The following is an 11,855-nucleotide window of genomic DNA, read 5'->3' as shown; positions in this document are numbered from 1 at the left end:
GTTTCCCTGGGGCAGCCCGCCGCAAGTGCGCCAAGCGATCGACGGAAGAGTCGACGTCTGGGGCTTGCGCTTCGACAGTCTGCCGGGTGGCGGCGTCTTGGTTTCCGACGTGGCGGCCGAGTCATTGGCGGCGAACGCCGGATTTCAAGCAGGCGACGTGATCCAGACGATCAATACAATTCCCGCCACGCATCGCGAACAGGTTATTGAGCTACTGATCGGCGCCGGCAAAGCGGGCGCGCCGATCGACGTCACACTGGCGTCTGGTACGCATCGCAGCTGGACGCCAGGAAAGCTGATGCCACGCAGTGCGCCGATCCACCCCACGCAGATCTACGATTCGATCACGGGCCTGCTGACCGCGTGGTTCCTGTGGACCTACTTTCCGTTCCGCCGCCGCGACGGTGAAGTGGCGGCGCTGTTGATCACGGTCTACCCGATCACGCGCTTCCTCCTGGAATGGATCCGCGACGACGAGTCCGGGCAACTCGGCACGGAGTTCACTATCTCACAATGGATCAGCCTGGCGCTCTTCGCGGCCGCGGTCGTGAGCTGGTTCGCATTGCGGTGGAAGCCGCGCCAACTGGCATTTGACGCATAGCGCAAATCACAGTCTCCTTTCGCTCCACGAAAGGTTCCGGGCCTTTCGCGGAGCGAAAGGAGACTATGGTCGCGGCTCTACACAAAATCCAGCATCGCAAACCGCTCACCCAACACTGGTTCCGACGGTAGCTCGAGCCACTTATCCAGCAGCGTGGCGTAGACCGAGCGGAAGTCGGTGTGGTGTTTGAGGTCGCCGTCCGTGAGGTCTTCGAGGCTGGGATGTTTGCCTCGTAGCCCCGCGCGGCCCGGCGAGACGACGAACATCTGCGATGCCGCGCCGTGGTCGGTGCCGAGGCTGCCGTTTTCTTTCACGCGGCGGCCGAACTCGGAGAATGTGGCCAACAGGACGCGCTCCTGGAGACCATGCCCGGCGAGGTCTTGGTAGAACGCTCGGCAGGCGCTGGAGAGCTCCGTCAGCAACGCCGCATGGGCCGCGGCCTGATCGGCGTGGGTATCGAAGCCGCCGAGCGAGACGAAGAAAATGCGAGTTTCCGCTTCGCTGGCCACGATCTGCGCAATCAACTTCAATTGCTGCGCCAGCGCATTGCCGGGATATTCGACGGCCGGCTGGTAGCTGCCCATCACGGCCCGCAATTTCTCGGCGCTCTGGTAAGCGCTCCGGGCGGTGCTAGTGAGGAACTTGAGTTCCGCGGCATCGCCGACAGGTAACTCCGCCGATTGCAGCAGGCGCGCTCGCATCGCGGCGCGATCCGTCTCCGACCCTTCCGCGAGACGCAGTTCGTAGCTCGCCAGGTCGGTGATCAGCGGTACGTTGATCTTGGCGGCCACGAGCGCCAGCGGGAGCCGTTCCATGCCCAGCGCTAGGGCCGGCGCCTTGGCTTCGTGCTGCGCGGCCGTGGCGTCGAGCGCGCGGCCGAGCCAGCCGGTTTCGATCCGCACGGATTCCGGCCGCGCCGAATGCCAGATGTCCATCGAACGAAAATGCGAGCGATCGGGATTCGGATACCCGACTCCCTGCACGATCGAGAGCGCCCCTTCGTCGAACAATTCCTTGAAGCCCGTGAGCGAAGGGTGGAGCCCGTGGTAGTCGTCGAGCTTCAACACCGCTTCACGCGCGACCCCCAGGCCCGGCCGTGCGCGGTAGTACGCGTCGTCGCCGAACGGGATGACCGTGTTCAGGCCGTCGTTGCCCCCTTCAAGTTGCACCAACACCAGCACACGTCCCGCCGTGCTTGATACACCTGATTCCGCCGCGTGGGCGGCACGGCAAAGAAACCGTGGCGGCAAAGCGCCCATCGCCAACAGGCCGGACGCCGAAAGCCGCTGAACGAACGTGCGACGGGTCAGGGACATGATTCGAAGCTCCCAGGAATCAAGCAATCGACTGCACACTAGCCCGTAGCGCCAGCGAGGGGGAGAGGACGTTGGTGATCATCTAATCGAATACGCCGGGCAGACCGTATCTCTAAGATCGAAGGCGATTCTTTCGAACCGGAAGGTCGGCCTGGCGTTCATGTCAAACTATCACCAACGTCAACTCTCCCTCGCTTGCGCTACGGGCTAGTGTCGAATTTCAGGATGTCATTCACATCAGTTGGTAGCGCGGCGCGGCGAGGACCAGGTGAACCACGCCGCGCAGGCGCTGACTTAAAGTTCCGTGCGTTTCGCTCATCGCCTGTTCCAGCAGCGGCAGGCTCTCGCCGGCGTCGGCGGACCAGAGCAATTCGACATAGTGTTGCAGCATTTCATCGATGCGTCGCCAATGGCGCGACGCGGCGAGTTCGGCCGGATCGGCGATGGCGCCGTAGCGATCGCTGAACGCCAGGTCCGTCGCGAAGTTCGCGCGTTTGAGCATGCTCGCGGAATTGATCCACAGCCGGCCTCCTTCCCAGCCTTTCACGGTGGGAGGCTCGAACAGATTCTGCCCTAGCTCCGCCATGAGTTGCACCGCGGGGCGCAAGTTTGCGCGGGCTTCCAACGTGCGCAATGTACCGAGCACCAGGTCGGCGGGACTCTTGATGATGGAACGCTCCGCCGCGGCGCTGAAAAATAACTCCGAGGCGAAGAGCGTTCGCAGCGCCGGCGCAAGCTGATAGTCTTGCTCGCGCAACTTCGCAGCGAGGGCATCAATGGATTGGTCCGGCGGCAACGGCATGACGAATTGGCGCAACAACTTGGTCGCCAAAAAGCAGGCGCAGGACGGCTGCGCGAGGCAAAGATCGATGATTTCGCCGCCGTCGAAATTGCCGGACGCGCCGAAGACTTGCTTCGCGCCCTCGTCATGTTGCCGGGCGTTGAACCAGAACTTCTCCTGACGCACGTGCCCGCCAGTGAACGCGCGGGCGGCCTCCTGGATGTCGCGCTCCGTGTAGTTGCCGACGCCTAGGGCGAACAATTCCAGCAGCTCGCGGGCGAAGTTTTCGTTCGGCTGCCGGCGGCGGTTCGCATTACCGTCGAGCCAGACCAGCATCGCTACGTCGCGGGTCATCGCGCCGAGAAGTTCCCGAAAGCTGCCCACCGCGTGCGTGCGCAAAGTGTCGTTCTGCGCCGTCATCCGCGGGACGGAATCGACCTTCGTGTTCGAGGTGGCGAAGTGATTGTGCCAAAACAACGTCATCTTTTCGACGAGTGGATTCGCTGTCCGCACGATGCGGTGCGCCCACCAGGCTTTGAGATCCCCAATGTCGCCGGAATCCGCGGCCAACTGCGCCAGCGTGGCGTCGGCCGCAGTGAACTCCGAAGTTTCTGGCTGCGGACTTAGCAAGCGATCGAGCGTGGCGGGCAACCCTTCCTCGTGGGCGCGGGTGACTTCCGCGTCGGTCGCGCCGTGTTGCGCGCGCCAGAGCAAGTGCGCGGCGTGACGGCGCGTCCAGCCGGATGTCGCCACGTCGAACGGGGCGAGCGGATCGGCCGCGGCGCTCATTGCCAGCTCCCCGCGAATTGCAGTTGGAAGGTCTTGGCTTCCGCCACGGTGCTCAGTCTCAGCGACACGAGGCGGCGCAGCAACGTGATCAGCACGTCGAATTCCGCCTTGGCTTCCTCGGCGGTACGCCCCTCCTGGATCATGCGGCCTTGGAAGAATTCGCGATTTTCTTCCAACAAATCCGTGATCGGTCCAACCTGCAGCGAAGTGTCGATCGTGCGCGGCGCTTCGTGCGCGCCGATGGAAGTTGCCGGTTGTTGCAATGCGTCGACGAGTTGCCGGCAAAGTCCTCGTGAGGAACTGAGAATGTATTGATCGCCGACGCGCGCGGTCGCCGGCAGGAAGTTGAACGCGATGCCAAGTTTGTCGCCCGTCGGTTTGTCCAGATAGTCGGCGTAGGCGATTTGCACGCCTTGATACGCCTCGGAGGTCATCACCCAGGGCTGCCGGCCTTGTTGACCGGCCTCGATGTTGAGGATCGCCGCCAGGGTCTGTGTGAAAAATTGCAGGATCGCCGCCGCCTCGTCCGGTTTGGCGAGCTCGACGACGAGTGCGAAGCCCGGCAGCTTGACCGCCGGCTCTCCATCCAAATGCGCAAAATCCTGCGGCGCGGCGACGAACGTCAACCGACGTCCGACCAGCGGCAGCACGTCCTCGCCAAAGTCTTTCCCAGGGAGCAAGTTCGCCAGCCCGCTTTCGAACTTATCGAACTCTGGCATCAGTTGCTCTTGCAGCAGTTGCTCGCGAAGTCCGTACCACTTGGCGAAGTCGCGATAAATCGTCACGCCGCCTAACAGCTTGGGAACCTCCGGAAACGGCTTCACGCCCGCTTCGCCAGCCGGCGGAAAGAACGGGGCGTAGAGTTCGCCCAACTCGGCGCGATCGCCGGCGGTCGTGGCCGTGGCGAGCCAACCGTGGTCGCCCACGTCGACGGCCACGGACAGGTAAGGACTGCGACTCGCCAATTGCAAGCTTTCGCCCAGCACTAAAGAGCTAAGCGCGTTATCCAGCTTTTCCGGAACGAAGCGCCCTCCCGCGGCTTGGTTGATCATCGCCATGTTCGCGTAAACGCGCAGCAAACGAGTGTTGGAATCGCTTGGTGGCGCGTCCCATTTCGCCTGCGCGAGCATCGCTTGATACGGCTGGTCTTGTTTCAGCGACTCGCCTTCATTTTTCGCTAGCAACGAGAGCGATTGATCGAGCAGTTGTTCCTTGTCGGCGAAGACGAGCCAATCGCCCTTCCAAGCGAGGAAGCCATGGTTATCGAGGTTGATGCGTTCAACACCATCGAGGGCTTGCGACACATGCAACTTCTCCTCGGCCAACGCCAGCATGGGCGCGAGTTGTTCGCGGAGTTGTGGCAGGAAGCCCGCGTCCGCGGTGCGCACGAGCGCGACGACGTTCGGCTTTTCGCCCGGACCGCGCGGATAGAGGGCGACTGCGACGCGATGCCCGAGCAAACTCTTCGCGGCCTCCCAAGCGTCCATGCCGAGTTGCCGTTCTACCAACGTGCGACCCGCCGCGAATTGCCGCCACTGGGGCGTGCCCTGGGCCTGCTTCCATTGCGGGCTGTCCACGAGCGTCGACCAATACGCGGAACCGTGCAGACGCTCCGCGACGGCGCCGGCATCGCTCAATTCGCCGTAAACGACCGCTCCGGCAGGAAAAGCCGCGACGAGCTCGCTTTCGGCGGCAGCGAATCGGGCGCCGACAGCGACCAGCAGTCCGAGGACCAGTGCGAATGAGCGCACGTGAAACAGCTGGAACGACATACGTCGCGCCTCCCGCGAAAAAAAGACACCGGACCGCTACAGAGCCCCGTCCGCCGCTTGGCAGCCAGTCCTCCGTCGCGCGATTATACCAAGCCCCGGCGCAGGAGGTTTCAGAGCGCCAAAAAGGCGCCCGTCGTTACTAGCCCGACGCGCCAGCGAGGGGGAGCGGAGGTTGGGACCTGAGTAAACGCCGTGCTCAGTTCCACGGTTACTCACCCGCGCTGGCGCGTCGGGCTCGTGTATCGCTTCCTCGCGCGTTATTCCAAATCCGGGCGGCCGTCGGCGTTGGCGTCGATGGTTTTCAAATCGACGTACACGTACGGACGCTGGTAGGCCTCCTGGTCGCCGTGGGCGTATGAGACCCACATCCGCAGGGCCGTGGCGTCGTAGATCACGTTCTCCACGTTGCCCCCCTTGATGGGAATCTGGTTGGCGAGCGCGACTAACTTCTCGCCATTGAGTTTGCCATGCTCGGCCTTGAGCGTGGGAAACGCCCCGCGCCCTTCGTCGTTGTAGACGACGCACGACATCACTTCCGGGGCGATCTCATCCGTGGGATCGTTGTCCTTCCAGATCGACAGCCATTTGCCTTCACCCTCCGGCGAATGTGCCCGCACCTTCACGGCGCGGTGTTCGTTCTGCCCATCGCCGAAGACGAAGTGATAGCGCTTGGTCGGCTGCTGGTTTTGAAAAATGTCGAGCGTGCGACTGAGCGAGTCACCATCGTAGAGCAGCGTGCGGAAGAAGATGGCGAAGTGCGGAGCATGCACGTCGTACGGCGATTCCTTGGCGGAGGAATCGCCCATTTCGGAAAGGACGATGCCTTTGGCGTTCATGCCGGTGTGCGCGCCGATCACGCCCGCGAAGGACGGCACGATGTGCGGGATGCCACCGTCGGGAATGTACAGCACCATGGCCGGAAACTCATGCGCGCCGACTTCCAGGCTCCAATCGAGATTGCGCGTCTGATAGAGATGACCGTCTTCTGTCGCGGCGCCCCAAGCGGCGATGCTGCTGCACGAGTAAGGCATCAACAACGGTACCGCATGCACGGCCTGCAGTGTCGACAACGGCAGTTCGGCGCCGTCGGCCAGGCCGGCCAATTCTTGCTCGACGCGATCATCGGCATACGCCGCAGAGCGCGCCCAGACTTCAGTGAGTTGAGCTTCGGTGACGCCGAGTTCCTTAGTGATGCCGGCCAAGGCGGCGGGCACGAATTGGTGAATCTCCGCTTTCATCTGCCGGCCCAAGTGCCAGCCCATCGCGTAAGGCGTGCCGCGCACGACAACCAGCGGCAATCGCACGTCGCCGTCGCCGACCAGGATGCGATGCCCGCTGCCGCCGGTTACGTCCGGCTTCGCGAAGATTTCACGCGAGGCGGGGGCGGCGGAGCTCTCACCGCGAATGGCCGCAGGCTTGTCTTCCGCGCGGAGCGAGACAGGAATCAGCGCAACCGCCACGATGGAGGTGATGCGAAGCACACGGTACGGAGACATGTCAGTCCCTCCCAGCGAAGCGTCGTTGAGCCACGAGCTAACGATCATATCACGAATGGGACCACCGTTGGGAGGGTTTTTCGACTTGCCCCAGGGAACATGAAATCCACTCCCCCTCGCCGTTTCAGCGGGTTAGTATGGGCGTGCCGCCAGTTAGCCCCTCCCCGCCTCGCCTCCCTCCTTCGCGGATTTGCCACCATGCTCCAACGTCGACAATTTCTGGCCGCGAGCGCCGGTTGTTTGCTCGCCACGCAATTTGCCCGCGCCGCGCAAACCAGCCGCAAGAAGATCGCTTTCCTCGGCACCGAAGTGCGGACGCATTCGCATGCGCAGCATTTTCTGGATCGGCTGACGGCAGGATATGCCTGGGACGGCGGCTGGGTGGAACCGCGCGTGGAAGTGGCCGGCGTGTACATCGAACAGTTTCCCGAAGGCGACTTGGCGCGCGAGCGGATCGCGCGACACAAGCTCCGGCAGTTCAACTCCGTCGCTGAGGCCTTAACCCTGGGCGGCGACAAACTCGCGGTCGATGGCGTAGTGATCATCGGCGAACACGGCGATTATCCGAAGAACGAAAAGGGGCAGACGCTCTACCCGCGCTACCGCTGGTTCAAGGAGATCGTCAAAGTCTTCGAGGACAGCGGGCGTTCGGCGGCAGTGTTCAACGACAAGCATCTCTCCACCAATTGGGCGGAATGCGCGGAGATGGTCGAGGACTCGCGGCGTTTGGGATTCCCATTCCTGGCCGGATCGTCGCTGCCGGTCACGCGACGACTGCCGGCGATCGACATGCCGCACAACGCGGATTTGAAGGAAAGCGTCTGCGTGGCCTACGGCGGCGTCGATAGCTACGACTTCCACGCTTACGAAACGGCGCAATGCATGTCGGAACGCCGGCGCGGCGGGGAAGCCGGCATCAAGAGCGTCCACGCGTTGAAAGGCGACGCGTTGTGGACGGAGCTGGAACGCGAAGAACGTAATCGGACGCGCGATCTGATCGTGGCGGCGCTCTGTCGCAGCCATAATCTGCCCGTGGATGGGGGCTATCCCAGCGATCCCGTGAGTTACGAGTGGTTCAAGCGCGTGCAGCCAGAGACGACCGGTTTCTTCGTCGAGCATCGCGACGGTTTTCGCACCAGCATCTATCTCACGTCGGTGCAGGACTTCAACTACGCCGGCTACATCGCGGACAAGGACGCGACCGTCTCCTGCCAGATGTATTTGCCGATGCCGGGACACGGCTCGTCGACGGCCGATTTCTTCACGCCGTTGATTCAACACATCGAGGACATGGTGCTCACGGGCGAAGCGCCTTATCCCGTCGAGCGCACGCTGCTCACCTCAGGCATGGTGATCGGCGGTGTGGAGTCGTTGCATCGCGGGCAAACGCTCTTCGAGACCCCCGAGATGGGCGTGGCGTATCAAGTGCCGCGGGAGTCGCACTTCTGGCAAGCGTGAAGCGTGTACTACGGCTCTTCGTACACCACTTGCTCGACTTCCGCATACTTGGGCGCCCGCACGCGGCGCCGGAGCATGGGCTGACGGACGCCGTCACGGAACCAGTGACCGGCCATGATCCGGTAGAAGGCCAGGAGTACGAACGCGCCGGTCGTGGCGACCAGTAAACCGATGGGGCTGATCGGCGTGATGGGGCGATCCGCTCCGAAGAACAGCAGCGTGCCGCAGCCGATGATGGTGCCGAGAATGCCCATCATGATCGTCGCCACCGCGCCGCCGGGGTCGCGGCCCGGCATGATGGCTTTCGCCAACAGTCCGACCAACGTGCCGAACCCAATCCAAACCAGCACGTCATTGACCCAGCGTTGGGCCTCGGGCGGCAATTCAAAATCCATGGCAGGTCCCCCTTCCAGCAATCCATCGGCGAAACCACCGACGCGACTCAATCGCATTCAGGCGATCGCAAGCAAGCGTGGGGCAAGAAATAGTGTCGCAGCGCCATCGAATCGACCGCGCGCAACCTCTCGTTTGCCTTCGTGTTCCACGTGCCTCCGTGGTGCAACACCGCGCACACGTCCGGAAAACAAAATGTCCCTCACGGACTGACGGCCAAACGGCGCTTTCGAAAAAGCGCGCGATTGGACGTCAGCCGCAAGGGCGCCGTCCCCCCTCTGGCGCCGCCTCGGTCACGTGGTGCGCGCACAGCGAACGAGCCGCTGTCCGCGATCTGCCAGGTGAAGCGAAACGACGCCCGACTATGATCGTTGTTCGACCGGCGATGCAATTACGGGGTCGGGCCGTTTTGCACGCGCGCCCGGGCTTCGTCCAGCGCCGCGGCTTCGCGCGAGAGCTTGAACTCCGGTCCGGCCGGGTGATATTGGACGTCGTCTTGTAGGTAATACGGGCTGGGGAGCGTTTGACCGCCGGCGTTGAACTGGCAGCCGGTTAAGGTCGTGCCGGCCCCGATTGCCGCCAAAAGCATGAGTCCCGCGGAAACGCGTCCCTGACGCTGGCTGCTTCGCATCATCCGTTTCTCCATCCTTAGGCGCCGTCGGAGAGCTTCCGCCCTCCGTGGGACGCATCCGGCGCGTCCCCGCACAGACCCTACGGCCGGTCTATTCGTTAAGAATGTTATCGTCCGCCCAGCCGGTGCGACTTTGGTCGAACCCGCGCGACTTGCCGGTATGTTGGAAGTAAGCACGGGACGGGGAATTGGTAAGATAGACAGGTGGGACTTGGTTGGGTCGAATAGGTGAATTCGGAAAAGCGGCCCGCCGTGGCTTCCCGTCGCAGCCGCGGCGCGTAAAATCGATCGAATCAGAACGAGGAGTCGCAGCGATGCATCGGCGAAAACATTCGCGTTCGCGCGCCGTGCGGCGCGTTGGGATCAGCGTCTTCGGTTTGGCCCTCCTGGCTTGTTGCGCGCCGGAGATCGCCCGCGCCCAGCCCGCCCTGCCTCAGACGGCGGCCACTCGGGTGGTGCCGCCGCCGAGCTATTTCTTCGTCTTCGGCGACTACTTCGACGGCGAGTTCACCAAAGCTGGCAAGGACTTCAATGCCGAGGGGCGCGGCGCGATCAAAGACGCGCAAGGAAACTGGATCGATTCGATCTGTTTTCACACGATGGTCGGCGAATGCTACTACCAGATGGGGAAGCTTCCCCAGGCGCTCGATCACTACAACCAGGCGCTGGCATTGTATCTGGCCTTTCCCGATTGGATGATTCGCGTCCAGTTTCCGCCGACGATTCGACGGGCGAACGTCGGGCAGATTTTCAATTGCCCCTGGGGCGTCTCGAACCGCAACGCCGTGGTCGGCAACTATCCAAACACGATGTCAATCGGCCAAGGTCGCATCAATAACAACCAGCAGGTGCAACAAGGCGGCGCAGTCCAACTTCCGATGCTGTACCCTGTGAATGTGCAGGAGATTGTGCGCTGCACGACGCTGGCCATGCGGCGCAAGCGCGAGTTGCTGGGTCCGGCGTCTCCGCACGACCGGCAAACGAACGCCGTCTACGCGGCGCTCTCGCGGCGGCCAGGTCCCGGCAATCACTGGGGCGACGTTTGGGTCAGCGTGGAATTGGGGATCGCGGCTTCGGCGGCCGGCAAAGATCCTGCCGCGCGCACGGAGTTGGAGCAATCGGTCGTGGCGGCCGGTGAGTTCGATCACCCGCTGTCCTGCATCGCTCTGCTGGAGCTGGGGCGCTTGGACCTGAAGGAGGGAAATCTCCAGTCGGCGGCCGATCGATTCCTGGAAGCCAGCATCTCCGCGGGGCAGTTCGGCGATATCGGCATTATCGAGGAATCGCTCCGCCTGGGACTGACCGTACACCTGCTGATGAACAGGCCCGGCGTCTATTCGCCGTTGGAACCCGCGGCCGCCTGGGCGCGACGCGAAGGTTATCTGCATTTGCAAGCGAACCTGCTGACCATGATCGCTGAGAACTACACGTCGATCGGCGAAGCCAACAAGGCGATGGAAGTCGTAGCTTCGGCGCGCGGCGCGGTCTCGCGGCGCGCGATGGGCAGCGGCCGCACCGGCGCGCGGCTCAGCTACGCCACGGCGCAAGCACTTTACGCGCAGCGGCAACCCGACAAAGCGGCCGCCATGCTCGACGCGGCGATGAACTACCAGTCGGAAGGCTCGATCTGGCTGTTCCAGCTCTATCGCGCCGACGCCCAGTACATCAGCGGCGAGATTCAAGCCCGCGTAGCGAAGGATCTGTACGCCGAGTTGCTGCGTGATCCGCAGGCCGCAGATTGGGCGACCGATCCGATGGAGGCCATGGCCCTCCTCGTCCATCCGCACGCCGACACGTACGAAAACTGGTTCGCCGCCGCCTTGGAGCACCGCGACCCGGAGCGGGCGTTCGAAATCGCCGATCTGGTGCGCCGGCATCGCTTTCTTTCCACGCTCGAATTCGGCGGCCGGCTCACCGGACTGCGCTGGTTGCTGGACGGTCCGACGGAATTACTCGACCCGCAGGCCACGCTCGAACGACAGGAACTGCTGGCCAGCTTCCCCGCGTATCAGGAGTTGGCGCAACGCGCCGACGCCTTGCGCGCACAACTTCGCCAGTTGCCGGCGAAATCCGCCGACGCCGATCAGCAACGCAACCAGGCCAAGTTGCTCACCGAATGGGCGAAGATCAGCTTGGAGCAGGAACAACTGCTGCGTGAAATCGCCGTCCGACGCAAGGCGGCCAGCCTGCTGTTTCCCCCGGTGCGTTCGATCGGCGAAGTACAAGGCAGCCTCGCGCCGGGCACTGCGTTGCTGTCATTCCTGAACACCGAGAAGCATGGTTCGCATGCGTTTCTGATCACGGCGGAAAAAGGCAAGTACGAACTCTGGGATATTCCCGACGGGGCGACGTTCCAAAAGAAGCTGACCGCCTATTTGCGCGCCCTGGGCAACTACGATTCCAACGTCGAAGTCGATCAAAAGATCCTGGCCAGCGAGGATTGGCGCGCGCCAGGATTCGAGCTTTGGAAACTGCTCACCGCGGGTTGCAAAACGGAATTGCCCGGCAACTTCACGGAGTTGGCGATCGTTCCCGACGGGGCGCTGTGGTACTTGCCCTTCGAATCGTTGCCGGCCAGCGAAGCGGAAGACGCGGAGCCGTTGCTGACGCAAATCAAG

9 protein-coding genes are annotated in these 11,855 nt (G+C 63.0%); 3 read left to right on the top strand and 6 right to left on the bottom strand.

Annotation, left to right across the window (positions count from 1 at the left end; genetic code table 11):
• A partial coding sequence (locus SGJ19_24150) for a prolipoprotein diacylglyceryl transferase (protein MDZ4783352.1) occupies positions 1-601 on the top strand: 601 nt, incomplete at its 5' end.
• 77 nt (positions 602-678) lie between these two features.
• Here the strand turns inward: SGJ19_24150 and SGJ19_24145 are convergent.
• From SGJ19_24145 to SGJ19_24130, 4 genes are all read right to left on the bottom strand, one after another.
• The gene (locus tag SGJ19_24145) at positions 679-1,917 is read right to left on the bottom strand and encodes a DUF1501 domain-containing protein (GenBank protein ID MDZ4783351.1); all 1,239 of its coding nucleotides are present in this window, start codon (positions 1,915-1,917) and stop codon (positions 679-681) included.
• Between the two features lie 232 nt (positions 1,918-2,149).
• Entirely contained in the window at positions 2,150-3,487 is a 1,338-nt protein-coding gene (locus SGJ19_24140; GenBank protein MDZ4783350.1) for a DUF1800 domain-containing protein, read from the bottom strand.
• Positions 3,484-5,259 (bottom strand): hypothetical protein, encoded by a 1,776-nt coding sequence (locus tag SGJ19_24135; protein ID MDZ4783349.1) that lies wholly within the window; start codon positions 5,257-5,259, stop codon positions 3,484-3,486. Before SGJ19_24135 ends, SGJ19_24140 begins: the two co-directional genes overlap by 4 nt.
• Positions 5,260-5,516: 257 nt before the next feature.
• A complete protein-coding gene (locus SGJ19_24130) occupies positions 5,517-6,755 on the bottom strand; it encodes a C45 family autoproteolytic acyltransferase/hydrolase (GenBank protein MDZ4783348.1) in 1,239 nt (412 codons plus the stop codon).
• A gap of 198 nt (positions 6,756-6,953) precedes the next feature.
• Between SGJ19_24130 and SGJ19_24125 the strand changes: the two genes are divergently transcribed.
• A complete protein-coding gene (locus tag SGJ19_24125; protein ID MDZ4783347.1) occupies positions 6,954-8,213 on the top strand; it encodes a hypothetical protein in 1,260 nt (419 codons plus the stop codon).
• Positions 8,214-8,221: 8 nt separating this feature from the next.
• Here SGJ19_24125 and SGJ19_24120 read toward each other — a convergent pair whose 3' ends face one another.
• Positions 8,222-8,608, bottom strand: a complete 387-nt coding sequence (locus SGJ19_24120; GenBank protein MDZ4783346.1) for a GlsB/YeaQ/YmgE family stress response membrane protein — start codon at positions 8,606-8,608, stop codon at positions 8,222-8,224.
• 389 nt (positions 8,609-8,997) lie between these two features.
• Positions 8,998-9,252 carry a hypothetical protein gene (locus SGJ19_24115; protein MDZ4783345.1) on the bottom strand — a complete coding sequence of 85 codons (255 nt, stop codon included), beginning with the start codon at positions 9,250-9,252 and terminating at the stop codon, positions 8,998-9,000.
• 299 nt (positions 9,253-9,551) lie between these two features.
• On the opposite strand from SGJ19_24115, the gene SGJ19_24110 reads away from it, so the two are divergent.
• Positions 9,552-11,855: tetratricopeptide repeat protein (locus SGJ19_24110; GenBank protein MDZ4783344.1), on the top strand; the 2,304-nt coding region annotated here is incomplete at its 3' end.

The organism is Planctomycetia bacterium, from assembly GCA_034440135.1.
In the GTDB taxonomy this organism is placed as follows: Bacteria; Planctomycetota; Planctomycetia; order Pirellulales; family JALHLM01; genus JALHLM01.
This window is presented reverse-complemented; position numbering and strand designations above follow the sequence as displayed.

Bases quoted from the DNA above. Each gene is read 5' to 3' on its own strand.
- SGJ19_24130 (MDZ4783348.1), bottom strand. From the start codon at position 6,755: ATGTCTCCGTACCGTGTGCTTCGCATCACCTCCATCGTGGCGGTTGCG.
- SGJ19_24135 (MDZ4783349.1), bottom strand. From the start codon at position 5,259: ATGTCGTTCCAGCTGTTTCACGTGCGCTCATTCGCACTGGTCCTCGGA.
- SGJ19_24140 (MDZ4783350.1), bottom strand. From the start codon at position 3,487: ATGAGCGCCGCGGCCGATCCGCTCGCCCCGTTCGACGTGGCGACATCC.
- SGJ19_24125 (MDZ4783347.1), top strand. From the start codon at position 6,954: ATGCTCCAACGTCGACAATTTCTGGCCGCGAGCGCCGGTTGTTTGCTC.
- SGJ19_24115 (MDZ4783345.1), bottom strand. From the start codon at position 9,252: ATGGAGAAACGGATGATGCGAAGCAGCCAGCGTCAGGGACGCGTTTCC.
- SGJ19_24145 (MDZ4783351.1), bottom strand. From the start codon at position 1,917: ATGTCCCTGACCCGTCGCACGTTCGTTCAGCGGCTTTCGGCGTCCGGC.
- SGJ19_24120 (MDZ4783346.1), bottom strand. From the start codon at position 8,608: ATGGATTTTGAATTGCCGCCCGAGGCCCAACGCTGGGTCAATGACGTG.